The sequence below is a fragment of the Thalassospira sp. genome, from assembly GCF_048059015.1.
Taxonomy (GTDB): domain Bacteria; phylum Pseudomonadota; class Alphaproteobacteria; order Rhodospirillales; family Thalassospiraceae; genus Thalassospira.
In genome coordinates, this window is sequence record NZ_JBLLNT010000007.1 from 48550 (window position 1) to 74391 (window position 25842).

At 52.6% G+C, this 25842-nt stretch carries 26 protein-coding genes and 1 pseudogene; 10 read left to right on the forward strand and 17 right to left on the reverse strand.

All coding sequences use genetic code 11. The annotated features are described in order from the left end of the window. Positions 1–94: 94 nt before the first annotated feature. Positions 95–685: an isochorismatase family protein gene (locus ACMZ66_RS11040; RefSeq protein WP_416937257.1), complete on the forward strand. Its 591-nt coding sequence runs from the start codon at positions 95–97 to the stop codon at positions 683–685. On the opposite strand, the gene ACMZ66_RS11045 is transcribed toward ACMZ66_RS11040, so the two are convergent. Then, the gene (locus ACMZ66_RS11045) at positions 686–1825 is read right to left on the reverse strand and encodes a helix-turn-helix domain-containing protein (RefSeq protein WP_416937258.1); all 1140 of its coding nucleotides are present in this window, start codon (positions 1823–1825) and stop codon (positions 686–688) included. It lies immediately after the preceding gene. Between the two features lie 189 nt (positions 1826–2014). Between ACMZ66_RS11045 and ACMZ66_RS11050 the strand changes: the two genes are divergently transcribed. Next, positions 2015–2842, forward strand: coding sequence for a DODA-type extradiol aromatic ring-opening family dioxygenase (locus tag ACMZ66_RS11050; protein WP_416937259.1), 828 nt, complete (start codon positions 2015–2017; stop codon positions 2840–2842). 60 nt (positions 2843–2902) lie between these two features. Here the strand turns inward: ACMZ66_RS11050 and ACMZ66_RS11055 are convergent, their stop codons facing one another. The 4 genes from ACMZ66_RS11055 to ACMZ66_RS11070 form a co-directional block, all read right to left on the reverse strand. Further along, positions 2903–3625, reverse strand: a complete 723-nt coding sequence (locus tag ACMZ66_RS11055; RefSeq protein WP_416937260.1) for a copper resistance protein B — start codon at positions 3623–3625, stop codon at positions 2903–2905. Positions 3626–3631: 6 nt separating this feature from the next. Beyond that, positions 3632–5329, reverse strand: coding sequence for a copper resistance system multicopper oxidase (locus ACMZ66_RS11060; protein ID WP_416937261.1), 1698 nt, complete (start codon positions 5327–5329; stop codon positions 3632–3634). Between the two features lie 76 nt (positions 5330–5405). Beyond that, complete coding sequence (locus ACMZ66_RS11065; RefSeq protein ID WP_416937262.1) at positions 5406–5963, reverse strand: cupredoxin domain-containing protein; 558 nt, start codon at positions 5961–5963, stop codon at positions 5406–5408. 129 nt (positions 5964–6092) lie between these two features. Further along, positions 6093–6413, reverse strand: a complete 321-nt coding sequence (locus tag ACMZ66_RS11070) for a hypothetical protein (RefSeq protein ID WP_416937263.1) — start codon at positions 6411–6413, stop codon at positions 6093–6095. Positions 6414–6609: 196 nt separating this feature from the next. On the opposite strand from ACMZ66_RS11070, the gene ACMZ66_RS11075 reads away from it, so the two are divergent. Beyond that, the gene (locus tag ACMZ66_RS11075; RefSeq protein ID WP_416937264.1) at positions 6610–7032 is read left to right on the forward strand and encodes a secondary thiamine-phosphate synthase enzyme YjbQ; all 423 of its coding nucleotides are present in this window, start codon (positions 6610–6612) and stop codon (positions 7030–7032) included. Positions 7033–7046: 14 nt separating this feature from the next. Here the strand turns inward: ACMZ66_RS11075 and ACMZ66_RS11080 are convergent, their stop codons facing one another. Together ACMZ66_RS11080 and ACMZ66_RS11085 are read right to left on the reverse strand one after the other, a co-directional pair. Continuing rightward, the gene (locus ACMZ66_RS11080; protein ID WP_416937265.1) at positions 7047–7667 is read right to left on the reverse strand and encodes a TetR/AcrR family transcriptional regulator; all 621 of its coding nucleotides are present in this window, start codon (positions 7665–7667) and stop codon (positions 7047–7049) included. Positions 7668–7734: 67 nt separating this feature from the next. Beyond that, positions 7735–8628, reverse strand: coding sequence for a DMT family transporter (locus ACMZ66_RS11085; protein ID WP_416937266.1), 894 nt, complete (start codon positions 8626–8628; stop codon positions 7735–7737). 268 nt (positions 8629–8896) lie between these two features. On the opposite strand from ACMZ66_RS11085, the gene ACMZ66_RS11090 reads away from it, so the two are divergent. Next, entirely contained in the window at positions 8897–9361 is a 465-nt protein-coding gene (locus ACMZ66_RS11090; RefSeq protein WP_416937267.1) for a RidA family protein, read from the forward strand. Between the two features lie 137 nt (positions 9362–9498). Beyond that, positions 9499–10407 (forward strand): NAD-dependent epimerase/dehydratase family protein, encoded by a 909-nt coding sequence (locus ACMZ66_RS11095; RefSeq protein WP_416937268.1) that lies wholly within the window; start codon positions 9499–9501, stop codon positions 10405–10407. 5 nt (positions 10408–10412) lie between these two features. Here ACMZ66_RS11095 and ACMZ66_RS11100 read toward each other — a convergent pair whose 3' ends face one another. Continuing rightward, positions 10413–10739 carry a DMT family transporter gene (locus ACMZ66_RS11100; protein WP_416937269.1) on the reverse strand — a complete coding sequence of 109 codons (327 nt, stop codon included), beginning with the start codon at positions 10737–10739 and terminating at the stop codon, positions 10413–10415. 304 nt (positions 10740–11043) lie between these two features. Between ACMZ66_RS11100 and ACMZ66_RS11105 the strand changes: the two genes are divergently transcribed. Next, on the forward strand, positions 11044–12234 hold the full coding sequence (locus ACMZ66_RS11105) for an FAD-dependent oxidoreductase (RefSeq protein WP_416937270.1): 1191 nt from the start codon (positions 11044–11046) through the stop codon (positions 12232–12234). A gap of 82 nt (positions 12235–12316) precedes the next feature. Here ACMZ66_RS11105 and ACMZ66_RS11110 read toward each other — a convergent pair whose 3' ends face one another. Together ACMZ66_RS11110 and ACMZ66_RS11115 are read right to left on the reverse strand one after the other, a co-directional pair. Next, positions 12317–13705, reverse strand: coding sequence for an ATP-binding protein (locus ACMZ66_RS11110; protein ID WP_416937271.1), 1389 nt, complete (start codon positions 13703–13705; stop codon positions 12317–12319). After that, complete coding sequence (locus ACMZ66_RS11115) at positions 13705–14364, reverse strand: response regulator (RefSeq protein ID WP_416937272.1); 660 nt, start codon at positions 14362–14364, stop codon at positions 13705–13707. Before ACMZ66_RS11115 ends, ACMZ66_RS11110 begins: the two co-directional genes overlap by 1 nt. Before the next feature lie 206 nt (positions 14365–14570). Here ACMZ66_RS11115 and ACMZ66_RS11120 point away from each other — a divergent pair, with 206 nt between their 5' ends. Both ACMZ66_RS11120 and ACMZ66_RS11125 read left to right on the forward strand, forming a co-directional pair. Continuing rightward, a complete protein-coding gene (locus tag ACMZ66_RS11120) occupies positions 14571–14885 on the forward strand; it encodes a PepSY domain-containing protein (RefSeq protein WP_416937273.1) in 315 nt (104 codons plus the stop codon). Positions 14886–14965: 80 nt separating this feature from the next. Next, entirely contained in the window at positions 14966–15499 is a 534-nt protein-coding gene (locus ACMZ66_RS11125; protein ID WP_416937274.1) for a cytochrome b/b6 domain-containing protein, read from the forward strand. 100 nt (positions 15500–15599) lie between these two features. Here ACMZ66_RS11125 and ACMZ66_RS11130 read toward each other — a convergent pair whose 3' ends face one another. The 3 genes from ACMZ66_RS11130 to ACMZ66_RS11140 all read right to left on the reverse strand — a co-directional run bounded on the left by ACMZ66_RS11130 (position 15600) and on the right by ACMZ66_RS11140 (position 18442). After that, the gene (locus ACMZ66_RS11130) at positions 15600–16148 is read right to left on the reverse strand and encodes a sugar O-acetyltransferase (protein WP_416937275.1); all 549 of its coding nucleotides are present in this window, start codon (positions 16146–16148) and stop codon (positions 15600–15602) included. Positions 16149–16248: 100 nt separating this feature from the next. After that, positions 16249–17325: a patatin-like phospholipase family protein gene (locus ACMZ66_RS11135; protein WP_416937276.1), complete on the reverse strand. Its 1077-nt coding sequence runs from the start codon at positions 17323–17325 to the stop codon at positions 16249–16251. Positions 17326–17473: 148 nt separating this feature from the next. After that, entirely contained in the window at positions 17474–18442 is a 969-nt protein-coding gene (locus tag ACMZ66_RS11140) for an alpha/beta hydrolase family protein (protein WP_416937277.1), read from the reverse strand. Between the two features lie 166 nt (positions 18443–18608). Here ACMZ66_RS11140 and ACMZ66_RS11145 point away from each other — a divergent pair, with 166 nt between their 5' ends. Beyond that, positions 18609–19193 carry a TetR/AcrR family transcriptional regulator gene (locus tag ACMZ66_RS11145; protein WP_416937278.1) on the forward strand — a complete coding sequence of 195 codons (585 nt, stop codon included), beginning with the start codon at positions 18609–18611 and terminating at the stop codon, positions 19191–19193. Positions 19194–19225: 32 nt separating this feature from the next. Here the strand turns inward: ACMZ66_RS11145 and ACMZ66_RS11150 are convergent, their stop codons facing one another. After that, positions 19226–20182, reverse strand: coding sequence for a LysR family transcriptional regulator (locus tag ACMZ66_RS11150; RefSeq protein WP_416937279.1), 957 nt, complete (start codon positions 20180–20182; stop codon positions 19226–19228). Between the two features lie 147 nt (positions 20183–20329). On the opposite strand from ACMZ66_RS11150, the gene ACMZ66_RS11155 reads away from it, so the two are divergent. Beyond that, a complete protein-coding gene (locus ACMZ66_RS11155) occupies positions 20330–23365 on the forward strand; it encodes an FAD-binding and (Fe-S)-binding domain-containing protein (RefSeq protein WP_416937280.1) in 3036 nt (1011 codons plus the stop codon). A 3-nt stretch (positions 23366–23368) separates the two neighbouring features. Here ACMZ66_RS11155 and ACMZ66_RS11160 read toward each other — a convergent pair whose 3' ends face one another. The 3 genes and pseudogenes from ACMZ66_RS11160 to ACMZ66_RS11170 all read right to left on the reverse strand — a co-directional run. Beyond that, positions 23369–23818, reverse strand: a complete 450-nt coding sequence (locus ACMZ66_RS11160; RefSeq protein WP_416937281.1) for a hypothetical protein — start codon at positions 23816–23818, stop codon at positions 23369–23371. Beyond that, positions 23802–24791, reverse strand: coding sequence for a hypothetical protein (locus ACMZ66_RS11165; protein ID WP_416937282.1), 990 nt, complete (start codon positions 24789–24791; stop codon positions 23802–23804). Before ACMZ66_RS11165 ends, ACMZ66_RS11160 begins: the two co-directional genes overlap by 17 nt. A gap of 170 nt (positions 24792–24961) precedes the next feature. After that, positions 24962–25732 (reverse strand): annotated as a pseudogene (locus tag ACMZ66_RS11170) (hypothetical protein); the annotation flags it as partial. Positions 25733–25842 lie beyond the last annotated feature (110 nt).

Consider the following 25842-nt stretch of genomic DNA (forward strand, 5'->3'; position numbering starts at 1 on the left):
ACCCGAACGAACTTCTGATCTGATCAGCAAAACGGCCGGGATATTTCCCGGCCGTTTTTTGTTTCCAACACAGTTTTCAGAGAAAGAACACCAAATGTCCCTGCCCGCTCTTGGTACCGATACCGCGCTGATCGTATTGGATGTGCAAAAGGCGATCGATGATCCGCGTTGGAACAGCAAAAACAATCCGGGCTACGCCGATGTGATTGCCAAGCTGTTGGCTGCATTTCGCGCGGCCAAACTTCCGATCATTCATATCCGCCACGAAGAAGCCAATCCGGCTTCAAGCTTTTACGTCAATGGTCCGGGTCAACCGTTCAAGGACGAAGCACAGCCAATTGATGGTGAGACCGTGATTGCCAAACAGCAAAACTGCGCCTTTGTCGGAACAGCGCTTGAGGCTCATTTACGCGAAGGCAGGATCAACCGTCTGATCTTTACCGGGGTCGTCATTCACAATTCAATGGATATCACCATCCGCATGGCGCATTGCCTAGGGTTAGAGAATTGGTTGCCGCTGGATGCCACCACGGCAATTGATGTGACAGATGCCAATGGCAAACGCTTTAACGCACAGACGGTGTTTGATCTTTATGCTGCGGTTCTGGCATCGGAATATTGTCGTCTGACGCAAAGTGAAGACGTTTTATCTGCACTGCCATCCTCAGAAAGTGGCGCGATGTAACTAATCAAGCATCCGAAGCCAGCTTTCATAGCGTCGGTCCAGTTGTCCGTGCGCAGTATCATCCGTGCGTTTTGCACCACCGGCCCGGACATCGCCCGGTGTCACGCCGAATTTGGTTCGAAATGCGCGGAGGAAAACGGTGTCGGACGAATAACCGCACTCCAGTGCAATATCATAAAGCGAACGCGATCGTGCTGTCGGATTACTTAGGATGCAATAGGCATGGTTAAGCCGCATGTCGCGCACATACTGCATAACCCCGCCCTGATCTTGAAACAGGTTGTAGAGATTGGAACGCGAGACACCAAGATCACGTGTCGCCTTCTCCACACTTAAATCCGACGACAACAGATTATCGCGGAAGTAACGACGCATTCTGACAAGCTTGCTAATATCCTGCCGCAACGCTTGGGTTGCCTCGATACCGTGCGAAGCCGTGTTCAAACAGGCCGTCAGCAACAACGCGATAGTTTCGCGCAAAACAGCGATCTGCGCATCGTCGAGCTGATCAATGTATCTGTTCAGCGACACAATCTGATGATGAAGCATCCTAACAAGCGGATCGCGCTCTGACATAAAACGCAGATTGTGATCATCGGGATGGGTGAGATTGTCCTTGATCAGGCGTCGTGGCAGGAAAAGATGTAATAAGTCAAACCCGTCACTTGATTGCGCTTCGGTGTCCTGAGACAGATCAAGCAACAACAACCCGCCCGGCTTTAAGACATCACCACCTTGTCCGGTGTCGGATTTCACCATGCCGTGGGTATACAGCTGGATGTTATAGTGATCCAGCCCATCGGCGGCGATCATCTTGGAATTACGCGTGAAAGTTTGCGAACTACTTTCCACTTGGCTCATCAATAAATCGCCGTGACGCCATGTGCTGATATCTGCTGAAAAGTCGTCTTTGCGCTCATGCCGTTTGAGATCAACGTCATAGATGCAACTAACGCTTTCTTTCCAGACGTCGAAACGCTCGCCTTTTGGCAACACGCCGAGCGAAAAGCGCGATTTCTCCAATAAGTTGCTTCTGTGATTGCCCCCGTCCGACACCTTTGCCCCCGCACACGGCATTACAACATCGAAAACTAATGTTGATACCTGTTCTTGCGAATAGCAAGTTCCATTATCAATCACACCTCTGCACTAACCTCATTTGCAGGGCCCAAAACGGCCCCCATTCGCACCACAAAGCGACTGCCTAAATGTTTCCCAATGATGAACAAAAATACCCGATGGCAACACACTGTTGCCAAACAGAGACTAGTTAATCTCCAGCTGCAGGCGCATATTCAAATCAATTGATGTAATGACCGAGGTGTCCAGATGACCGCCACATCGAAAAATTCCGGCAGCAGTTCAACCAACCTTGCGCCGATGTTTATTTCTCACGGCTCGCCCATGCTGGTTGCGCGTCAAAGTACACCTGCCTTTGATTTCTTTGTTGGTGACCTTGGCCGTCAGACCGATGGCGTGCGTGCGATCCTGATCGTTTCGGCCCACTGGCAAACAGCGGCCCCGACAATCTCGACGGCGGCCACACAGGAAACCATCCATGATTTTTATGGGTTCCCCAAGCCACTTTATGATCTGCATTACGACGTGGCGGGTGATCCCGAACTTGCCAGTGAAATCGCAGCACAGCTTGATATCGCAACGGATTCCAGTCGCGGCCTTGATCACGGCGCATGGATGCCAATGATCCTGGCGCGCCCAAACGCAGACATTCCGGTGTTTCAGCTATCCATGCTGGGTCATGGCAGTCCGAAAGATCATTATGAATTGGGCAAGAAACTACGCGGTTTGCGTGATCTGGGCGTGCTGGTTGTTGCCAGCGGAGCAATGACCCATAACCTGCGCGCACTTGATCACCGTGAAGGTCCGATCGATCCGTGGGCCAAGGAATTCACCAACTGGATGCTTGAGAAGGTCAAAGCACACGATATTGATGCGCTTCTAGATTACAGAAGCCTTGCCCCGCATGCGGTGATGGCCCATCCGGAAGACGATCATTTGATGCCGTTTTATGTGGCCCTTGGTGCTGCTGGTGATGACTTCGAAGCCGACCTTATTCATGACAGCTACGAATTTGGCAATCTGGCCATGACGGCCCTTCGCTTTTACGCGCCAAACGAAGCCAAGGCAGCAGCCTGAAACCAAGAATATTGAACGCAATGAAGAACGGCCGGGAGGGTATACTCCCGGCCGTTTGCATCAGAACATCAAACGAAGTCCCGCAACCACAAAGGTTGCTTCGTAATCCTCGCCTTCATCCTTTGCGAAGTCGGCGGTGTTGCCAAGCTTGCGCTCATAGGCAACACCAATATACGGCGCGACCGCACGGTCGATCAGATCGTAGCTCAGACGCAGTCCGAACTCGGCACTCGAGAAACCTGAACCAACCTCGATCTCACGATCCTCGGAAAACGCGGCATTAAGTTCAAAGGATGGTGTCAGGATCAGGTAATTGGTCAGAAGCGCTTCATATTCGACATCAAGTCTGGCACTGGCGTCCCCGACTTCACTAACGAACAGATCGGCATCGACTTCAAACCATTGCGGTGCAAGGCCCATGACGCCGACCACGCCATACCAGCGATCGGTTCCCTTTGGCGTATCAAGACGGACACCCGCCTTGGCGTCAAAGAAGTCGGAAATCGGCGTTTGCAGAACAAACCGGTTTTCCAGACCTTCGTTGTAATCAGCATCAAGATTGCGTTCGCCGCCCCCTTGCCAGCGCAGTTTCACTTCATCGGTTCCGATGAAGGCATCAGCATCCCATACGAAACGCTTTTCGCTTTCATCACCGACCCGATATTCAAACTGTTCGGCCTGAAAGCCGTAATAGACTTTGCCTTGCGCCGATGCTGCAGTCGAAAACGCACTGATCGCGGCGATTATGCCTGTACCGGCAAAAACAAGTTTGGACATATTCATCGCTGATCAATTCCCGTTTTCAAGTTGTGCAACAGACGGACCGCCTTCGACGATGACCTTGCGGAACATGCCGGTCGCCATGTGGTAGCTGAGATGGCAATGGAATGCCCATTCGCCCGGTTCATCGACTTCGGTTTCGGAATAAACCGTCATGCCCGGATTGATATTGATGGTGTGTTTAACCGGGTCCCATTTGCCCTTGCCGGTATCAAGGATCGACCACATGCCATGCAAATGCATCGGATGCGACATCATGGTTTCATTGACGAACTTGAACCGCACCCGTTCGCCGTATTTCAGGCGGATCGGATCTGCGTCTTCGTATTTCACGCCATTGATCGACCAGGTGTAACGTTCCATGTTTCCGGTCAGGCGCAGCTCGATCTCGCGCGTTGCCGGACGATCTTCGTAAAGGGGCTTTTGCGCCTTAAGGTCGGCATAAGACAGGAACTTCCCGCCATTTGCCGCCTCTGGCACAAGACCACTGCCCGCAGCATAGAACGGATCAGCATTTTCTGATGCCGTCATTCCGCCCATGTCACCATGACCCATGGCAGCGTGATCAACAGCATCAGCATCAGCACTGTCTGTCTCTGACATTCCTGACATATCCGCCATATCGGACATCCCGGCCATATTGCTGTGATCCATGCCCATATCGGCCATGGTCAACAGCGGGGATTCGGTGCGAAGATCGGGCATTTGTGCACGCATGCCTTCGCGCGGGGCAAGGGTTGCGAATGCATAACCCGAACGGCCCATGGATTCCGCCATGATCGGATAGGCTTTGTCTTCCTTGGGCTGAACAATCACATCATAGGTTTCGGCAACCGAGATACGGAATTCATCGACTTTGACCGGTTGCACATTGTTGCCATCGGCCTGCACCACCGTCATCTCAAGACCCGGAATGCGAACATCGAAATAGGTCATGGCCGATGCATTGATAAAGCGCAGACGAACACGTTCTTCGGGGTTAAACAAACCGGTCCAGTTTTGATCCGGTGACATGCCATTGATCAGGCCGGTAAAGCCCTGCACATCCTCGATGTCCGTACGCATCATGCGCATGCTGCCCCAATCGGCACTTTCAGAAAGTGCTGAGCCAAGGCCGTTTTCCGACGCCTGATCCAGGAAATCACCAACTGTGCGCTGTTTGCGGTTGTAGTAGTCAGGCATCATTTTCAGGTTGCGCAAAATGCGTTCGCCCGAATGCGGATGCTTGTCTTTCAGCACCACGACATATTCACGATCGAAGCGGAATGGTTCGCGTTTTTCAGGTTCGATAATGATCGATCCATAGGCGCCATCCGGTTCCTGAAAACCGGAATGGCTATGGAACCAATAGGTCCCGCTTTGTTTAACCGGGAAGCGATAGGTAAAGGATTCACCGGGCTCGATACCCGGGAAGCTGATACCCGGCACCCCATCCATCTGATAAGGCAGGATCAAGCCGTGCCAGTGGATCGATGTCGACTCATCCAAATTATTGGTGACATTAATCACCGCTTCTTCGCCTTCTTTCAGACGAAGGGTCGGTCCGGGTGACGAGCCGTTATAGCCAATGCCCTTGGTTTTCGTGTTACCGGTGTCAATCGTGACGTAATCCACCGAAAGATCGTAGGTTGCAGCCGTTGCAGTGGTTGATACACCCACAGCAGCCAATGCGGCGAACAACGCGCGCGCAAAGAATTTCTGTTTCATTTTGGAATCTCGTAATGATTGGACGCGTCAGAGACGCAGGAACGCTGCGCTCTGACGGTTCCCAGTTCAGGAATGACTACTGAAGGTGCACCTTGCCCATCATGCCGCTTTCATAGTGGCCGGGGACGTTGCAGGCGAACTCCAGTTCGGCATCCTTGGGGAATGTCCAAATCACTTCGGCAGATTTGCCAGGTTCAATCAGAACAGAGTTGGAATCGTCATGCTTCATGGTCATGCCGTTCCCCATATCCATTTCCATCATGGACATGTTGATCTTGTCGTTCTCAAGGGCACCGTGCTCCATCATCATGAACATCTCTTTTTGATGTTCGGCATGCATGGCAGCAGTTCCGATGTTGAATTCGTGAACGAACTCACCCTTGTTTTCGATCATAAAGCGGACGGTTTCACCACCACGCACAATGATCTTTTCCTGATCGAAAAAGTTGTCTTCCATCACAACATTGACCGTGCGGCGCACGTCAGAAAGCTTACCGGGTTCACCGATATCCATGTTCATGCCGCTGCCATGACCGGGGCTTGAAAATGCCGCCGGGGCAAAGGCAATGATGGTTCCAAGAAGTGCTGCGGAGGCAGCGAAACGACGAATGATGGAGGTTTTGGTATAGGGCATAATATGCTCCTGAAAAATAAATCATCTGCAGGAGTACCCTCGCCAATCGCGCAACAGGCGCAAATCGGGCGCAGTTTCACCAACGAAACATCGCAAGACGAGGATACGTTAAACGGATTGGATTTATTTTCAGGAACGCGGGGGTCTGATGCTGACGTCCTGATCTGCAGAGACCATCGGACGGTGCTTAACCCAGTATTTCATCGAGGAAACGACAGGCATAAACATCAAAACGCTGTCTTTGTCTTCAACGAACGGACCACAAACGGTCATACCGCAGATATCAGCATGCGAGCTGTGCGGATCGTGTGAGACCGGGGCAGAAACATCAATCATCATGCCTTGGTGGGGCATGTTTGCATCGGATGCATGCGCCTGCACACGATCACCACCCGACAGCAGAACTGTCAGGCTAATCGCGAGAACGAGTATGCAGGAAAGAAAGCGCACGTAGGTTTCCGATCAATGTTGAACGCGCAGATCGTTATGCCCGCGGCACAATATCGTCAAGTGGCAATATTGTGGCACGTGACGACACAGCTTGATGAACATCATGCTATCGGCTTGATGTTTCTTGGATATTGCCATCAGAATTTTGACTTTATACGATGATGCTTGAAAGTCCATCGCAGATGATTGGAAACTCATGCTGTCACAAGATCAAACCACCCTTGAGATTTCGACAAATGGTCAGGGTCTCTTTGAAATTACCGATCAGATACAGTCATGGATTGGCCAAACTGGGCTGATGCGCGGGCAATTGACTGTCTTTGTCCAGCACACATCGGCAAGCCTGACCATTCAGGAAAATGCCGATCCTGATGTCCGTCTTGATCTTGAGATTTTCTTTGGGCGGTTGGTGCAGGAGAACCCGAGTCTTTATCGCCATACCTGCGAAGGCCCCGATGACATGCCGGCTCATATCAAGTCGGCACTCACCGATGTGTCACTGACCATTCCGGTGGGCAATGGCCAAGCGATGCTGGGGACTTGGCAAGGTGTTTATCTATTTGAACACCGCCATGCGCCCCATCGTCGCAAAGTCGTTCTGCATTTGATTGGCGAGTAACGAAACCCGATTTCTCAGGCAGCAAGTTCGGGTTTTGATGCCCAGATGCCTTTGGTCTGCGCCATCACCAGTTCACGCAAGGTTGCGCACATATCTTCACTGTCAAAATTTTGCGTGCTCATATGCTCGTGGATGGTGAACAGGAAAAGCGCCATGACGTTCTTGCGGATCAATTCCGGTGAAAGTTCCGGGTTCAGTTCACCAGAAAGCTGCGCATCTTCAATCAAATCCTGAATGGCTTTAAGCAACCCGCTGCTTTTCATGATGTCCTGAACCACGCCTTTGCGCGGGGTAAAGACAACCTGCTGCATAATCACTTTCCAAAGGCCCGGATGCAGGCTGATTTGCGTAAAGCGATAGGACGCAACATGCATCAGCTTGTCCACAAAGCACCATTCCGGCTCCATGGTATAGATGCCCTTTTCAATCGCCTCGGCCATTTGGGCACCGATGCAAACCATCACAAGGTCTTCCTTGGTCGGGAAATGATTGAAAATCGTGCCTTCGGCGACGCCTGCACGTTTGGCAATTTCGCGCGTTGAAACGGATTCAAACTCGCCCCCGTCAAAGCATGCGCGCGCAGCTTCAAGGATCTTTTGGCGGGTTTCTTCACGCTTGGTTACCCGGACATTCATCGGGCGCCTCCGGAAAAATGAGCACACTCACTGAGTACACTCATTTATCGTAAGGTCGCCTGCTTCGTCAAGCAATCCTGCGCGCCATTTTGCTGGCCCGCATGCCAAGCAGACTGTGAATGATCAGCGTTGCGATCACGATCGTTCCGCTGACAAAGGTCGTCTGGCTGGGAACTTCATTGATCACAAGCCACACCAGAAGCGATCCAAAGATTGCCTCATTAAGCATGATCAAGCCGACCTCGGCCGCCGGGATCTTCCGCGCGCCAGCGGAGATCAAAAGGAAGGAAGCCGGCAACACCCAGAAGCCCAGCATCAGCAGCCAGACCCAATCCATTCCCTGTGCTGACATTGGATGCGCGGCAGGCACCATCACCATGGTTGCCAGAAACGCGCCAAACCACATTGCACGCACTTCATTGATTGCCGGTCTCGCGCCAATCATGTTGAAAAAGCCGGCCATACAGAATGCGGTGCCAAGGGCCAGGATATCACCCAGCGCGTTTTCCCCGCCAAAACCGGCACTGATCAGGCTCATCAATGCCAGCACAACCACAAGCGACGCGATCCATGTGCGCATTGGCTGCCGACGTTTGAAGATGAAGACCCCCATTAGCCCTGCCAAAAGCGGCGTTGCAGCAATGATGACAAGGGTATTGGCCGCATCCGTATTGCGGATCGACAGGATAAAGAACGTACAGGTGCCGCCATAAAACAGGCCGGTCAGAACCTCATAGCGGCTTGGCAAGATTGCTTGAATTGGGCCTTGTCCACGTTTGACACCCTGCCACATGGCAAAGCTCAGAAGTGCAATGGTCAGGAAACCCAGACGCCAAAAGGCCGTTGTGAAATCATCGGCCTGGATCAGGCGCACCAAAAGCGCATCGGGTGACAGAATGATCACACCGACAAGTGCCAACACACCGCCATGCAGATTGCTTATTCGATCCCGAAACGCCATGCCTTCTACCTTCATAAACCTGATAAACGCACTGATTGCGCGCGACAACCCGTAACTTGTTACTTTTGGTGTATCGCGGCATTCTTGCGGTGTGAACCCGTCATGGCAATTCGATTTTTCTCAGCAATCCGGAACTTCGCCTCATCTGAGGTCCTATGACAAACCGCAACAGGATTGCAGCGATACAAAGAAACTGTTTTGTTCTTTACCTAACGTCGCTAAGTTTGGCGCAAACGACACGCCACCAAAGTTAAAAGGATGGATTATCATGGCTGGAAAAATCGACGCACGTCTTGCTGAGCTAGGCATCACCCTGCCCCAGGCCACCGCACCGGTTGCCAATTACGTTCCTTATGTTGTTTCTGGTTCGCTTGTTCACATTTCAGGTCAGATCACCATGGAAAATGGCGAACTGAAATTTGTCGGCAAGCTTGGCAAGGACTATGACGTCGAAACCGGTCAGAAGGCGGCACGCCTGTGCGCGCTGAACCTGATCGCGCAGCTGAAATCTGCCATCGGTGATCTTGATAAGGTGACCCGCGTTGTCAAATTGAACGCGTTTGTGAACTCAGCCCCGGAATTCACCGATCAGCCGAAAGTCGTTAATGGCGCATCTGATACCATGGTTGAAGTCTTCGGCGAAGTTGGCAAGCACGCCCGTTCTGCGGTTGGCGTTGCGTCCCTTCCGCTGGGTGTTGCGGTTGAGATTGACGGCATCTTCGAGTTCGCCTGATCATCGACAAACCAAAAATTCAAAGCCGGGCAATCGCCCGGCTTTTTTATTGCCCAATTATCACATGATCACGCTTGACCTGAACTGCGGTTGAGGTTGGATAACCATACGCATTAAATTCGATTTGGAGAAAACAGATGCGTGTATTTGTCACTGGCGGCACCGGTCTAATTGGTGCGGCAATTGTTCAAAACCTGATCAGCCATGGCTATCAGGTTCTTGGCCTTGCACGGTCGCCCGCCAGTCAGAACCGCCTTGAAGAATTGGGTGCCAAAGCCTTCATCGGCGATATCACAACACCCGATTTTTGGTGTGATGACCTGCCCGACATCGATGCGGTCATTCACGCGGCATGTGACTTTTCCGATCAGAAGGCCAAGATCGACTGTAATCTTCTTGATCACTTGATCCCGGCCCTTCATCGCATGTCCGGCAAAACCAGGATCATCTATACCGGCGGCACCTGGTTATTTCCGAAATCCGCGTCAGGCGGCTTCATCTCCGAAGACAATGCCCTTGATCCGCTGCCCGAATTCAGCTGGATGCGTGATGGGATTGCCCGCGTCATGGGTGATGATCAACTCCATAGCGTGGTTGTTCATCCAGCCTGCGTTTATGGCGGAGATCACAACAGTCACACAGGCCTTTTGGCGCGCGACATTGAAACGGCGCAGACTGAAAATCGGGTGTCGGTGATCGGTGGGGATAACATCACCCTTCCAATGATCCATGCCGATGATCTGGCTGATCTTTATCGGTTGGCGCTCGAACGTGCCGAGACCAGTTCAAGCTATCTTGGCGTTGGCATCAATGGGGTGACCAACAGGCAGGTGTCCGAATTGATTGCCAAGCGATTTGGCCGTGAGAACTGCGAAATCACGAGGGTATCAGTTGAAGCTACGATGAAAGAACTTGGCGACTGGGCCCTTGGTCTTGCCCATCATCAGGTCATGAGCAGTGCGAAGGCGACCCATGAGTTGGGTTGGCAGGCAAAACACACCGATATATCAGCCGATATCAGGTCCCTTTCACCCGCCAAGAGTTAACGCCATTAACTTTCTGTGCTGATGGCCTTGAGGCCAACGACACCGCCAATGATCATCAGCAGGAAAACAGCCTTAAGTGCTGTCATCGGTTCTTTAAGGAACAACCAGCCGATGATCGCGACTGTTGCTGTACCAAGGCCCGCCCACACCGCATAGGCCGTGCCAACCGGGATGATGCGAAGCGTCAGCGACAAGACCCAGAAGCTTAGTCCATAGACGCTTAAGCTCAGCAGCGTGAAACGCCAGTCCGAGAAACCATTGGAAAATTTAAGCGAAATGGTCCCGATAACCTCAAGGCTGATGGCAACCATGAGATACACCCACGCAAGCATGGCGATATCCTTGTTCTGAAGTTGGTGGCGCAAGGTTCTGGATCATGGATCGGACCTTAACCCGTTCAAAATGGCTGATTTTGATTTATGGGGCAATCCCCACGTCCGCATGGCCGATGCCCAGCCCTTTCATGATCCAGTCGCGCAAGATTGAAATTGGTCGGCAACAAATTCTCGCGCGTCTAATCTGGATCAATCCGAATTGCAAAACCGTTGCGTATAGTTCCCCAACAAGGCACATTGCCCGACATCAAATGCGGGCGGTAAACTCGGCATTTAAGCGTGAAGACAGGAAAGAACAGTCATGATCGAAACCGATATTCTCATTGCAGGTGGCGGGATCGCCGGAATGAGTGCTGCGGCCCGCTTTGCAGCAGACGGCCACAAGATCGTGATAGTTGATCCGGCCCCTGCCGATATTGGCGAAGGAACCGATCTGCGCACCACGGCATTTTTGGAGCCGGGGATTGAGACGCTTAAGAAAGCTGGCGTTTGGGATGCGATCAAACCAACCGGTGCGGAATTGCGCGTCATGCGGATTGTCGATGCCGGTGGCGCAGAACGCACCCCGCGCGAAACGGCGGACTTTGATGGTGCAGAAACATCCCAAGGCTTCTTTGGCTGGAACGTATCGAACAAGGCAGCGCGCGTATCCCTGATGGCAAAGCTGGCCAAGCTTGATAATGTCGACTTCCGGTTTTCAACCACCGTTACCGGGTTCAAAAACACAGCACGATATGCCGATGTGACATTGTCTGATGATGAAACCGTGCGGGCAAAAGTTGTGATCGCCGCCGATGGGCGCAATTCATCGCTTCGCGACATGGCTGGCATCAAGCATAAATGCTGGGCTTATGATCAAAGTGCGATTGTCTTTGTCGTCACCCACGATAAGCCGCATGACAATATCTCGACCGAAATTCATCGTACGGGTGGCCCGCTGACACTGGTGCCGATGCCCGATCTTGATGGCAAGCCCTGCTCATCCGTTGTCTGGATGACGCCAGCCAAACGCGCAGATGAGCTCAACGCCATGAGTGACAATGCCCTGTCGGCTGAAATCACGCACGACACCATGAACCTGTTCGGCCCGCTTACCGTCGCATCCCCGCGCGCGGTTTGGCCGATGATTGCCCAAGTCCCCAATCGCCTTATTGCCGCCCGCCTTGCCCTGATCGCCGAGGCGGCCCATGTTGTGCCGCCAATTGGCGCACAGGGGCTTAACATGAGCCTGCATGACATCGAAACACTGGCGGAATTGATGGCCAAGGCAAAGCTGCATGGCGAGGATATTGGTGCGACCCCGCTTTTGAAATCCTATGAACGCCGTCAGTTGCCCAAAACAGTCATGCGGGTTGGTGGTATTGATCTTCTGAACCGCGCATCAATGCTGGAACCAAAGCCACTGCGTGATCTGCGCTATGCAGGGCTTTCGGCAATCAACCGCATCAGCCCGCTTCGCAAACTTGCGATCAAGGTTGGCGTAGGCAAGTAAGCCTGCTGAAATCAGACCCAGACATAAAGAAAAGGCCCCGAAACATCGCTCGGGGCCTTTGTCGTTTTTGCTGCAATATGTCCTAGCTTTGATGCAGTTTAAGTTCTGCGACAAAGCCATCCGGCTTACCCGGCCTTGGTGAAAACAGGCCAAGCTCACCATTGGTGTTGCGCACAATCGCCTCAACAATCGCAAGACCAAGCCCCGATCCATCCGCCTTGCTGTTGGACCGCTTGAAGCGTGCCTTAAGCTCGGACAGGTCTTCGGGCGTTACGGGCGCGCCGCCATTCGAAACGCGGATCGTGTCACTACCGATAATCGTGATCTCGACCGGTTCGTCCTCGCCACCATGTTTCAGCGCATTTTCAATCAGGTTCCGCACGCAGATCGCAAAGGCGTCATGATCGATATTGGCTTCAAGCATTTCGGCGGTGTTTGGATCAAAACTGATCAAGCCACTACCGACACTGGCACGTTTCAGATCATCAATCACCAGTCCAAGTGTCGCGCCGAGTTTCTGATTTTCACCGGTCGGGCTGGTGCCAACACCGGCCTCGGCACGGGCCAATTGCAAAAGCTTTTCCGACAGGCGCGACAGACGTTTAAGTGATGCTTCGGTCTGGCTCGCGCGTTTGCGGCCTTCATGATCCTCGGGCAGCTCAAGAACCAGACGCTGGGTCTGCGCCAAGGCGGCGGCAATTGGCGTGCGCAGTTCATGCGCGCTGTTGGCGGTAAAGGTTCGCTCGACACTTAAGGCCGCTTCAAGCTTGCTCATCAGGCGGTTTACCGCCGTAACGATGGTGCTGATTTCTTCGATCGCCTCGTCTTGTTCAATCGGCTTAAGATTACCTTCACCACGCATTTCGATTTCATCGCGCACCTGACGCACGGGCGTCAATGCGCGTGACACACCGTAAACGATCGCAAGGATCGTGACCGGGATCAAAAAGATCAACGGAGTGAATTGCGACAAGACGGTCTCAAGGATTGCTTCATTGCGATGGCCAGTTGTTTCCGCCACCTGCATGAACAGCCCCCCATCATTGGTCGCACTGGTATAGACGCGCATGTTGTTCGCATCCGAGAAGCCCGGCTCAAGCGGCGCATCAAACGGCTCAACCGATGCGTTTTGCGAACGCAGCAAAACATCCCCGTCCGCATTGCGCAGCTGATAGAGCATGAAGTCGCCAATTGCGTCATCATCATCGTCATCTTCTTCAAGGACGATTTCAAATGCCGGTTCCGGCATGATCAGGATTTCACCTGGCACCTGATGATTATAAAGATAATCAAGAACCAGTGTTGCCGTCCGGCGCGATGTTTCCACCAGCGCGGTATCTGCCCCTTCTTCCATCTCATGATGGACGGTATATGCACCAAACCCTGCACCAACGATCCAGAACAGCACGACGATCATCGTAAGCTGCTTGGTCAGGCGGAACTGAAGGCTGTTTTGTTGTTTGATATTCATTATGCCTCAACCCGATAGCCGACACCGCGCACGGTCTTAATTATATCCTTGCCAAGCTTGCGACGCAGACGGCTTACATAGACTTCAACCGTGTTGCTTTCGATCTCGGCCCCAAATTCATAAAGCGCTTCTTCAAGCTGACGTTTTGAAAGCGTCTGACCGGGCCTTTTTACCATCTGATCAAACAGCGCCCATTCACGCGATGTCAGGTCGGTCTGAACCCCGTCAATAAGGATCACGCGCCCGGCAAGATCAACTTCAATCCCGCCAGCCAATTCGACAAACGGGTTGGGATTGCCGCTATAGCGGCGCGAAACCGCGGCTAAACGTGCAGAAAGCTCATTAAGGTCAAACGGTTTGACAAGATAATCATCGGCACCGGCATTAAGGCCTTCGATACGGTCTGAAATCTGGTCCTGGGCGGTCAGGATGATGCAAGGTGTTGCCGAACCTTTGCGTCTGAGATCGCGCAAAAGATCAAGTCCCTTGCCATCTGGCAGGTTCAGATCAAGCAGCAACACATCATAGTTTGTGCCGCGCATCATGATCTCTGCATCGATCACGCCTTCGCTGTGATCCACCGCCTCCCCATCGGCCAGCAGGTGGTCCTTGATGGCATCGGCCAGCATTACCTCATCTTCGACCAGAAGAATTCGCACTGTTCCCTCACTTGTCCCATTCGCACGAAGCGATCTGAGTATCCCTTCAACCTGACATCCACCTGAACGGTCATGTTCGCGCCATTCAGTTAGGCGTCAGGAAACAGGCGCAATCTCTGCCTCGTTCGACGCACTCCACGTCACCACGGACGGCGTGATTTCAACCGCGCTGTTTGTGCCACTGCTACTTATGAAGGAACCGAGCCATGAAAAGAACTGTTTTCCCCTACGCAATCGTCGGCGCAGTTGCCATCACCATGCTGGCTGGCACATCTGTTGCGCTTTATTCCACCGGCGCACTTGCCGATGACGATTATTGCAATGTTCCGTCTGCTGACTGGAAAACCACCGACGAGCTCAAGGCAAAGCTGACCGCCGAAGGTTGGGACGTTCGCAAGATCAAGGAAGATGATGGCTGCTTTGAAGCATATGCCATCACGGCAGACGGCAAGAAGGTCGAAGCCTATTTCAATCCGGCGACCTTTGAACTCGCGAAGCTTGAAGAAGAAGACGACGATTAATTGCCCATCCCGGTTCCCTGGCGGCGAGCAGATTGACCTCCCGCCAGAACCGACTTCTACCCTGACAAGGAGTTTTCACCATGCAAGTCAAAGTATGGGACCCGTTCGTTCGCCTGTTTCACTGGGGACTGGCAGCCAGTTTCGTTATTGCCTGGATCACCGCTGATGAATGGGACAGCTTGCATCACTGGGCGGGCTATGCCGCTGCCAGTCTGATTGCGCTGCGCCTTGTCTGGGGTCTGATTGGCACACATTACTCCCGCTTTAGCCAGTTCATCAAAGGGCCAAGCGCCACGGTCCACTATCTGAGTGATATCGCCAAGGGCCGCGAAAGCCGTTATGTCGGGCACAATCCAGCCGGTGCTGCAATGATCGTCATGCTGCTGCTTGCGATGTCGGGCTGTGCCTTTACCGGTTGGCTTTACACGACTGACGCCTTCTGGGGATCAGACTGGGTGGAAGAAACCCATGAGTTATTGGCCAATGGCCTGCTGGCACTTGTGCTGCTTCATGTCGGCGGTGTGTTGCTTGCAAGTGTTCGCCATCATGAAAACTTGATCCGCTCCATGATTACCGGCCGCAAACGCCGTCCCTATCCGAATGACATCTCCTGATACCTGACACCCTCATCTATGTGGGTCTCCACCCACAACTTGCGGCGGCCGTTTTCTACCCCTAACGGCCGCCGTCTTTTTTGGGCTCAGAAATTCTTGATCAGATAGGCCGTGCCGGATTGCCAACAACTGTGGCACCCGCCGCAACATCCTTGGTCACAACCGATCCGGCGCCAATGATTGCGTTATCACCAACACTGATTCCAGGTAGAATAATCGCCCCACCGCCAATCCAGACATTCTCGCCAATCGTCACGGGCTTTGCGATTTCAAGATGCTGCTTGCGAAGCTCCGGATCTCGATGATGATCGGCACAGTAGATCTGCACATTCGGGCCCAGCATCGAATGCGGACCGATATGAACCGGTGCCGTATCAAGGATCACGCAGCCGACATTCAAAAACACGTCTTCTGCCAGATGGATGTTAAAGCCATAGGCACAATGAAACCGTGCTTCGATCCGGACATCTTCCGCGCATTCCGCAAACAACGCACGCAAGGACGGGCCGATATTGCCCCGTTCGGACGGATAGAGATGGCTGTGTTCGTGGGTGGCTTCGAGTGCGCGGCGGCGCATAACAGTCAAGTCGGGATCAAGGCAGCTATACCATTCCCCGCTTTGCATTTTTTCAAGTTCGGTTCTGGACATTTCTGGAGGCGCTTTGCTGTTTGTTCTTATCGGACGCTGGCAAAATCTTACGCCCTTGCCCTCCGATACGCAATCCAGCCAAACGTCAAATCAGCGGTGCTTAAGTGTAATCGGGTGCAAACAAATCCAGATCGAGCGACGGCCGGACGCCAATATCGCCGCGATGTTTTTTTAAGAAATTACCAGCCGCATCACGCCCCATATCACGTAACATGTTCATGAAGTCCCATTCCGCATTCAGCTTGGATGTGTGATCCAGCTCCAGCATCGCTTCGCTGGCGATACAATGCATACGCATCGCGCCCCATTTACTCGCTTCGCAGACATGTTCCGGGGCATCCTTGCGCAGGATCGATATCATCCGAAGTTCTTTCATCAGGCTGCTGTTAAACGATACTTCGTTCAATCGATTGGCAATGTCGCGCGATGATTTGGGAACACCGGATCGCTTGACCGGATTGATCTGCACCAGAACCGTATCATCCGCCCCGCATTCCCGTACAAGCGGGCCAAGGCTAGGATTGCCGGAATATCCGCCATCCCAATAGGGCACACCATCAATCTCGATCGCCTTATAGATCGTTGGCAAACAGGCCGATGCCAACAACACATCCACTGTGATGTCGGGATTACGAAACACTCGACCCTGCCCGGTTTCAACATTTGTCGCCGTGATGAAAAGCTTGGCCGGGCTTTCATTCAGCGCCCTGAAATCCACAACGTCATTAAGGATCGCGGCCAACGGATTATCGCCAGCCGGGTTAAGGTCATAAGGCGAGAACATCTTGGCACTCATGTCCAGCCACATGTAGGCCAGCGAGTTTTCCAGCGACCAGTTGCCAAACAGGATATCAATCGGGCTTCGTTGCAATGGGCTAAACCGCGCGGCATCCGAAACCGCGCGCCAGAAAACCTCAAGATCCTCACGCGCCTGATCATAGCCGCCCTTGGCAAAACCCGACGTCACCACCGCCGCATTCATCGCGCCGGCAGACGTGCCCGAAATCGCCTCAATCGTTATTTCCTCATCCTCAAGCAAGCGATCGAGAACACCCCAGGTAAACGCACCATGTGATCCGCCGCCCTGAAGGGCGAGGCTGATATGTTTGCGCGGTTTTTTGGAAGCACTGCTGCTTTTAGATTTGGTGGTTGTGGTTTTCTTCCCGCTCTCGGTCATGCCATCTCCTGCTGCGCATTGAACTTGCGGGCCGAAACCATCCTACATTAATGACCCTACCTTGATGATATGTCGTGTCTTTTGCGATTTACCAGTTTGGAAAGATTAAAAGACACGCCCAACACCACGCATTGCCCGTCAGAAGCGTTTACTTGCTTTGCACATGGGCAAGCTCATTGGCATGACTTCTCAATGCTGCGCAGGCAAGGTCCCAAGCCGGATCCCCGGCATACAGGGCAGATCGAAGGTAAGCCCATGTCATGCGCTGCGTGATCGCCAGACGGTCAGGATCTTCGTCATCGGTCTCCTTCGCGTCAAATCCGGCGATGCCGCCAAGCCCGTGCTTGCCACCAACCAAGGTCAGCAGATATTGCGCACCTGGTGCGCAATGAAACGGGTCGGTATGCCAGGCTGCACCGCGCGTGGTTAGATGTGGATTATCATCGCAGTCACCGGCCACGACCAATGTCGGAAGTGTCATATGTGCGAAATCAGGGTTGAGTGCTGTGTAATTCTGACGCGCATGTTCGCTCAGACTATCACCACCATTACCCGGTGCTGCCAGCAGCACGCCCGCCTTAATTCGCGGCTCGATTAAACTGACATCTCGCGCATTTGGGTCGGCAGTATCGGTCAAACGCGCACCAAGCAACATCCCGACAGTCTGCCCGCCCAATGAATGCCCGATGGCTGCAACACTGTCGTGATCCAGACGCCCGTCAAGGATCGGGCTGCTTTTCTCAATATCAGAAAGATGATCGAGGATGAATTTGAAGTCCTCAACACGGGATCGCCAGAAAAAAGGTGCGCCCTCTGCATCCGGGCCAAATCCGGCTGCTTTCGAATTCCCATGCGTCGGCTGAATGACGGCAAAACCATGTTGGGCATAAAAGTTCGCAAGCGGCGTGTAGCCATTCATCGAAGAGATGTAAAGCGACGGCCCATGCCCATGCGACAGGAATATGATCGGCAAATCGCGACCTTGCGCTGGCACCGTAATGCGCATTTCAAGCGGACGGGGGCGGCCGGGAACTTGAAAAACCACAGGACTGACAGAAATGGTTGAAACCGCATCATTAACCGGAATGAACCGTGCCTTGGTGATCAGATCATTCATGAGACACCCTTTTCGGATTGGAGAAAGCCATTGCCTCGTCTATGCTTAGATAAACGGAACGTTGATCCATATAAATGGAACATTGTTCCGTTTATCAAGTGCAATTTTGTGAGCAATGGATCTCAATCACTCCGTTCCTCAGTAAATCAGATGGAATATCAAAGGGATGCCTGAGAACATTCAGAGCAAAAAAAAGCACATCCGTGCGGATGCCGCGCGGAACGAAGACGCCATCCTCGAAGCTGCCAAGACAGTTTTTGCAGAATCCGGCGTAGACGCACCTGTGCGCGAAATTGCGAAAATGGCGGGTGTTGGCATCGGCACACTTTATCGCCGTTTTCCTGCCCGCAGTGATTTGGTGGTCGCCGTTTTCAAGCGTGAGGTCGATGCTTGTGCCGCAACGGCCAAAACCTTTGCCGCCCAATACAAACCGGCTGACGCCCTGTCACAGTGGTTGCACCGATATTCCCAATTCATTGTCACGAAAAAGGGATTGGCTGCCGCCCTGCATTCCGGTGACCCGGCCTTTGCCCCCCTTCCCGACTATTTCCGCGCCAAGTTCGAACCAACCCTGCAGGCTTTGCTGGCAAAGGCTGTCTCTGCCGGTGACGTTCGCGGCGATATCGACGCCTATGACCTGTTGCGCGCGATCGGCAATCTGGCAAGTGCGGGTGGCCCTGATGGGGCTGAGCACACTCGACGCATGTTGTCTCTTCTGATTGACGGCCTCCGCGTTACGACACCGACTTAAACCGGTCACAGCACTTGCCACCTCCCCCCTTTTCAATGCCAGGTAATGGCCGCAGGAAGATCAAGCATCGGCGCATCGCGCAGAACATCGGCCAAAAACATCTGGGCAATCGGCGACAGACTTTTGCTTTTACGCGTGATGATGCCGATATGGCGTTTGCGGATGGGTTCACAGAGCGGCACGAATGAAAGGCCGTTGGGGATCGTCATGTCCGACACGCGCGCGGCCAATTCCGGCAGGACTGTAATCCCGACCCCTTGGGCGACCATTGCCGCCAAGGTAATGGTGTTGGATGTCTCGACAATCGGGCGGAGTGCCCCGCCCGTTTCGAGCGCCCCCTCTGCCCCCAAAAGGGATGGTTGCGCGATCATGGCACCGGTGCCGGATTCTGGTCCGAGCCCAACAAAATCCTGTCCCGAAAGGTCCGCCCATTTAACCTTCTTGCGCTTGGCAAAATCATGATCGGATCGACACAGCACTCCGAACCGATCTGAAAACAACGGGCTGAACTGGATATCGGGCAAGGCCTGCCATTCCCCGGCAATGCCAAAGTCGGCTCCGTTGTTCGCCACCGCTTCATGCACTTCACCGGCATTCATTTCATCCAGGCGCAGGCGCGCATCGGGATGGTCCGCGACAAAGCGCGAAATAATTGATGGCAGAATGCGGGTCAGGACTGAGGGTGCCGCGGCAATATTGATCTTGCCACCCACCCCTTTTGATAATGCATCAAGATCGCCAAGGGCCTCTTCAAAATCACCGATCAGTCGGCGGGCGACCGGTAAAAAGCGCTCCCCCGTCGCGGTCAAGGATACCTGCCGCGTGGTGCGATCAAAAAGGGCTGTACCCGTTACATCCTCAAACTGGCGGATGGTGGCGGTCAGGCTGGGTGGGGTTACGCCAAGCACCCCGGCCGCAGCCGTAAACGACCCGTGATCGGCGATGGCCACAAAGGCCCGCATATGGCGTAAACTGACCGAGGACAGCATGGGTTTTCAATCACCATCATTATTCATCCATAACAAATAATAATTCAGAATTTTCAATTTGTATATGCAATCACATTCAGGTCAAATAGCGCAAAACCGCCATATACCGGCCAAAAGTGCCGGACCAGGACGAGAGAGAGACCAAAGATGCCTTCGACTTCGAGCGTGATTTCAAAACTGCCGCGCCTGACCCCGGACAGATCGCTGGACAGTTTGACGCTAAGCTTCCTCAAAACCCTTGAGGCAGAAGGCAAATTTAGCGGCGAAATCCATGCCGATTTCCCGACCCGTTTGATCCATGCCACCGATAACAGTGTCTATCAGGTGATGCCGACGGCTGTTTTGCAGCCCAAAACGCGCGAAGACATCAATGTCGTGATGGAAATGGCGGGGCGCGAGAAATTTAGCGACGTCAAAATCACCCCGCGTGGTGGCGGCACCGGCACCAATGGTCAATCACTGAACAACACCATCATTCTTGATACCTCCAAGCATCTGAACCGCATCCTTGGCTTTGATGCGGAAAAGGGCCTTGTTCATGTTGAACCGGGCGTGGTGCTGGATCAGCTTAATGCCTGGCTGAAGCCACATGGCTATTTCTTCCCGCCTGCCGTTTCGACCGCAAGCCGCGCCACCGTAGGGGGCATGATCGGATCGGATAGTTCCGGCAAGGGATCGCGCATTTACGGTAAAACCAGCCACTATATTCATGACATGACCACGGTTCTGATCGATGGCACGGATTTCAATACCCGTGCGATGACGGCAGATGAGGCCAAGGACATCATGGCGCGCGATGACCGGACCGGGAAACTCTATCGCACAATCCATGATGAAATTGCCCCGCGCCGCGATCAGATCAACGCGACCTTCCCGGAGATGAACCGGGGTCTGACGGGCTATAACCTTAAGGAGGCGGTGTCGGATACAGGCGATATGAACCTTTCGTTCCTGATCGCCGGATCGGAAGGCAGCCTTGGCATGGTCAAGGAAATCACCTTCCGCGTTATTCCACTTCCCAAGCACAAGGCGATCACGGTTGTCCGTTATGACAGCTTTGACAGTGCCCTTCGCCATGTTGGCGCACTCGTGCAATTTGATCCGGTCGCGATTGAAAGCATCGATGACAAGGTCATGAAACTGGCCGAGCAGGATGAAAGCTGGCACATGCTGGGCAAGTTGCTGGGAACCGAAAACAGCAGCACACCCACGCGCGGTTTTAACGTGGTTGAGTTCGTTGGCGAAACCGCCGATGAGGTGAGCGCAAAGCAGGAAGAACTGCGCGCTTACCTTGATGCCAATCCGAATGCGGATTACGCGCCGATTGGCTTTGTGCAGGCAACTGACCCTACGCAGATCGCAGCAATCTGGTCGATCCGGGCGAAATCGGTTGGCCTTCTTGGCAATCTTGAAGGCAAACGCCGCGCAACACCGTTTGTTGAAGACACCGCCGTTCCGCCGGAAAACCTTGCCGATTTCATCGCCGAGTTTCGCGCGTTACTCGACAAGGAAGGCCTTGATTACGGCATGTTTGGCCATGTTGATGTCGGCTGCCTGCATGTCCGCCCGCTTCTGGACATGATGGATGAAGAAGACGAGGCCCGCATTCGCCGGGTATCGGATGCGGTTGCCGATGTTACCAAACGCTATAACGGCCTGATCTGGGGCGAACATGGCAAGGGATTTCGCGGTGAATATTCCCCGATCTATTTTGGGCCGGAGCTTTACGATGTTCTGCGCCGCATCAAAGAGGCGTTTGATCCCGAAGGGCAGCTTAACCCCGGCAAGATCGCATCGCCCTATTCCAAAAACATGCCGATCACGGCGATTGACGAGGCGCCGATGCGTGGTCAGCTCGATCGTCAGATCGAAGATGCTTTGCGTGATGAATATCTCAATGCTTCGCGCTGTAACGGGAATGGGGCCTGCTTTAACTGGGATCTGATGGATGCGATGTGCCCGTCCTATAAGGTCACACGATCGCGCGTGCATTCGCCCAAGGGGCGTGCCGGTATGCTGCGCGAATGGATCCGCCAGATTTCGGTCGGCACCGATCCGATGAACCAGGATCTGGCTGTGGTCAATGCCCGCGATTTTTCCCATGATGTCTATAAATCCATGGCCGGTTGCCTGTCCTGCAAGGCATGTGCGGGACAATGTCCGGTCAAGGTCGATATCCCGGAAATGAAATCGCGTTTCCTTGAAACCTATCACACGCGCTACAAACGGCCGGTGAAGGATTACGTGATCGCCAAGCTGGAATATCTGGCCCCACTTATGGCAATGGCACCTAGCCTGTTTAACGCGCTGCAATCCATCCCGCCGATGCCATGGGTTTTCAAACGCTTCATTGGCCTGACGGACTTGCCGAAACTTCACACCCAAAGCCTGAAAGCGGCCTTACGCGCACGTGGCATTGGCAAATTCAAGCAATCCGATCTTGATGCGCTGAGTGCTGATGAAAAGGCCAAGTCGGTGATCATCGTCCAGGATTGCTTCACGACCCATTACGACACAGATGTGTTTCTTGCCCATGTTGATCTGGCCCAACGCCTTGGCTACCGCGTTTTCGTGCCGCCCTATCGTGCCAACGGCAAGGCCATGCATGTCAAAGGCTTCTTGAAGAAGTTTGATTATCAGGCCAAACAAAACGACATCGTTTATGGCCGCATTGCGAAGTCCGGCGTTGCCATGGTCGGGATCGAGGCCAGCGTCACCCTGACCTATCGCCAAGAATACGCCCAGCGCCTTTCAGACCGCCCGGATTACCGCGTGCATCTGTTCCATGAATGGCTGGCGGCTGAGCTTTCCGAGGGCCGTGTGACCGCCCCGAAACTTGACGCCACCAATGCATCGGCAAACCTGTTCCCCCATTGCACGGAAAAGACCTCGATCCCGGATGTTGGCGTGAAATGGCAGAAAATCTTTGACGCGTTCGGATTAAAACTCACGACTGAGAAAACCGGATGTTGTGGGATGGCCGGCGTCTATGGCCACGAAACCCGCCATCAGGAAACCTCGCGCGAGCTTTATGATCTGAGCTGGAAAAAGAAGGTCGATGCGACGGGGGCCGAGAACATGCTGGTGACCGGCTATTCGTGTCGCTGTCAGGTCAAACGCTATGAAGGGGTTAAGCCGCAGCATCCGGTGGAGTATTTGTCGAAAGCGATCAGAAAGCAATGAGCGTTACGCGCACTTTGGAGCTAAGGCTGTTTGAAAGTAAGACAACTCTGGACCGCTCGCATTCAAACGCTTGAAGAATTGTGGAGGCTGGAATGCTCCTACTTTGGACCGAATTGACGATAGAGAGAGGCTTGATCCGAGAGGAAATACATCTTCGAAAACAATTGCATAGCCCTTGGCCGCACCAGAAAAATACTCTTTAAACTCACGCTCACTAACGCCACTGACGTCAGAAAACTCCTCCCAAATTCCATCCGGACTTGCAGCAGCAACACGTTCAACTACTCCAAGCGCACAAACTTCACCTTTTGGAAGCTTGCTGTATATCCAAACGTGCGTTCCTGGCACAAGATTGAGGGCTTTACGGCGCAACTCTACTCTTTTTTCTCCCCGAAGCATTCGACGTACATATCGGTCTTCAACTGAGATAAGAATGTTATCGGTTCGCGCCATTCAATCCCCCTGCAGAAACTACTTTGAGTAGCTCGTTATGACTAATACGAGTTGCAGTCACAAACCGCGCACCGTTATTGCATCCAAGCTTACATAGCTTACTGTATGGCACGATATCGTTAAATTTCACTATACTGCTGCACATCAAGGTTAGCTTGCGAGCACTTTTCCCAATGCTCTTAAGTTCCGAGTACCTCACCACACCAAATCTGTTTGTTTCAACAGCAATCTGTGCAGAAGTTAGCTCTCTCACCTGTGTCGCATTCGCGATAGCAACTGCGCTACTTCTCCCATTTCCAGCAGAAAACTCATAAAAAATTATCACGCTATTGGGCTGAATAGTCTTGTTCGGCTTACAGTAATAAACGCGTGAACTATAAATCGATGCCGAATGCTCACCCAACAAAGAAAATTGATCAGAAGTGCCAAGAAGCTCATCCGCATAAGTTCTTCGGATTGGTACGATGACGCCATCTCGATCTGGCAACAGAAGAATTAGTGGAGACAAAAGCGCCTCAAGCTCAGCAAGGGAAACCTGCTTTCTCTTATCTTCAGCGTCGCGGTACTCAATGATCTGAATTGGACTTTCATACTTCGGTGGCTGATCTGGTAGTTTTATCTTTGCTAGAGCGATTAAATCAGCTCTAAATTCAGGCCAAAGCTTATTTGTGATGACTTTGCCATACGCGATTTTATGGAAGACTGTTCTAGAGATTCTATGTTCGTCGTCAGGGCGAAAACCCAGTGAAAGAACGACTTCTCGTGTTTTGGCATGCCCTACAGGTATTTCCAGCTCGACAATGGCTGGCGCAACCCGAGATAAGTTTTCACACAGCTTTCCCAGTAGGCCATCAACTACAGTTTTTGTATTTCCTGAGGTTTCACTTGCAACCAACTTGACTAATGTGGCAGGTCGCCCTCGCCGCTCAGTTTTCCAGGTCATCATTGCGACAAGATTATCGCCTTCTTTCACTGCTTGACAGTACGCTCCCGCAAGTCCCGCCCACCCCTTTAGCAAGACCGAACGCAGTTCGTCACTTAACAAGACTATATCAAAGAAACTCTCTACTTCCGCCTTCGTAACAGTTTTAGCATCAACGATAGAGATGTCGACAGTAGTGATCTCGTCTGAACGAAACTCTTTTACGCGATTATGTTCATCATCATAGCTCTCAGCAAAATCGCTGAACTCAAAACGTCCAAGTGATAATTTTCCAGAAGGCGATCTCGCGCTCTCAGAATTGCTTTCTCACTAGTGATAAAGCCGTTAGCAGCGTGAATAATACATAGTGATAAATGTCGAAGATCAGAAATATCCTGCTTGGTTAAAGCTGCAGATCGGGCACGATCTGGAAAAACTACCCTTGCAAGCTCCTTCTGAAGGACTTCCAGCTTCTTTAAATCGTCTTTATCCTTCACATCCGGAATTGTAGAAAACAAGCTGCATAGTTCCAGCATGGTATCATCGTTTGGATTGTAGCTTGTGCGCAAAAGCTCTTTCGAAAATTCATCTGTCAAAGCAGCCTGAAATTCATGATTTAGTGCGGCTTTGAGAACTTCCCTTGCCTCTTTCTCGCGAGGACGCTTCTTGCTGAAATCGAAAAGAACGTTCAAGTCTATTGCATAAAGAGGCGTTGCTCCCGAAAAAGCACTTTTCAACCCAAGACTTGGGACCGGAGCTTGACGTTGATCTCCCATTAGATCGAATAAGTTAGGAGTATCTAGGTCTCGTACTTTCGTTAGGATAGTACGCTTACGAACCTTACCTCCTCGATCTGATCGAACTGTTTGGAAACCAGAGCTTTCGTAAAACTTGTTTGCAGTAACGAGATCCGCAGCCACTCGAGCCGTAATACTCAGATACCCTCTGTTTTCCGCCCAAGACACAAGAGTACTAATCAAAGATTTTCCGACACCTAAATGGCGACTTTAGCCACGCAATAGGTTTGCATAACTCGGGCATAAGGGAAAACGCCTCCGAACATCAAGTGGCCGAGGTAGGCTCCACTGGGGGAAACAGCTAC

Coding starts and splice junctions, on each gene's coding strand:
- ACMZ66_RS11040 (WP_416937257.1), top strand. CDS start 95: ATGTCCCTGCCCGCTCTTGGTACCGATACCGCGCTGATCGTATTGGAT.
- ACMZ66_RS11050 (WP_416937259.1), top strand. CDS start 2,015: ATGACCGCCACATCGAAAAATTCCGGCAGCAGTTCAACCAACCTTGCG.
- ACMZ66_RS11055 (WP_416937260.1), bottom strand. CDS start 3,625: ATGAATATGTCCAAACTTGTTTTTGCCGGTACAGGCATAATCGCCGCG.
- ACMZ66_RS11060 (WP_416937261.1), bottom strand. CDS start 5,329: ATGAAACAGAAATTCTTTGCGCGCGCGTTGTTCGCCGCATTGGCTGCT.
- ACMZ66_RS11065 (WP_416937262.1), bottom strand. CDS start 5,963: ATGCCCTATACCAAAACCTCCATCATTCGTCGTTTCGCTGCCTCCGCA.
- ACMZ66_RS11075 (WP_416937264.1), top strand. CDS start 6,610: ATGCTGTCACAAGATCAAACCACCCTTGAGATTTCGACAAATGGTCAG.
- ACMZ66_RS11080 (WP_416937265.1), bottom strand. CDS start 7,667: ATGAATGTCCGGGTAACCAAGCGTGAAGAAACCCGCCAAAAGATCCTT.
- ACMZ66_RS11085 (WP_416937266.1), bottom strand. CDS start 8,628: ATGGCGTTTCGGGATCGAATAAGCAATCTGCATGGCGGTGTGTTGGCA.
- ACMZ66_RS11090 (WP_416937267.1), top strand. CDS start 8,897: ATGGCTGGAAAAATCGACGCACGTCTTGCTGAGCTAGGCATCACCCTG.
- ACMZ66_RS11095 (WP_416937268.1), top strand. CDS start 9,499: ATGCGTGTATTTGTCACTGGCGGCACCGGTCTAATTGGTGCGGCAATT.
- ACMZ66_RS11100 (WP_416937269.1), bottom strand. CDS start 10,739: ATGCTTGCGTGGGTGTATCTCATGGTTGCCATCAGCCTTGAGGTTATC.
- ACMZ66_RS11105 (WP_416937270.1), top strand. CDS start 11,044: ATGATCGAAACCGATATTCTCATTGCAGGTGGCGGGATCGCCGGAATG.
- ACMZ66_RS11110 (WP_416937271.1), bottom strand. CDS start 13,705: ATGAATATCAAACAACAAAACAGCCTTCAGTTCCGCCTGACCAAGCAG.
- ACMZ66_RS11120 (WP_416937273.1), top strand. CDS start 14,571: ATGAAAAGAACTGTTTTCCCCTACGCAATCGTCGGCGCAGTTGCCATC.
- ACMZ66_RS11125 (WP_416937274.1), top strand. CDS start 14,966: ATGCAAGTCAAAGTATGGGACCCGTTCGTTCGCCTGTTTCACTGGGGA.
- ACMZ66_RS11130 (WP_416937275.1), bottom strand. CDS start 16,148: ATGTCCAGAACCGAACTTGAAAAAATGCAAAGCGGGGAATGGTATAGC.
- ACMZ66_RS11135 (WP_416937276.1), bottom strand. CDS start 17,325: ATGACCGAGAGCGGGAAGAAAACCACAACCACCAAATCTAAAAGCAGC.
- ACMZ66_RS11140 (WP_416937277.1), bottom strand. CDS start 18,442: ATGAATGATCTGATCACCAAGGCACGGTTCATTCCGGTTAATGATGCG.
- ACMZ66_RS11145 (WP_416937278.1), top strand. CDS start 18,609: ATGCCTGAGAACATTCAGAGCAAAAAAAAGCACATCCGTGCGGATGCC.
- ACMZ66_RS11150 (WP_416937279.1), bottom strand. CDS start 20,182: ATGCTGTCCTCGGTCAGTTTACGCCATATGCGGGCCTTTGTGGCCATC.
- ACMZ66_RS11155 (WP_416937280.1), top strand. CDS start 20,330: ATGCCTTCGACTTCGAGCGTGATTTCAAAACTGCCGCGCCTGACCCCG.
- ACMZ66_RS11160 (WP_416937281.1), bottom strand. CDS start 23,818: ATGGCGCGAACCGATAACATTCTTATCTCAGTTGAAGACCGATATGTA.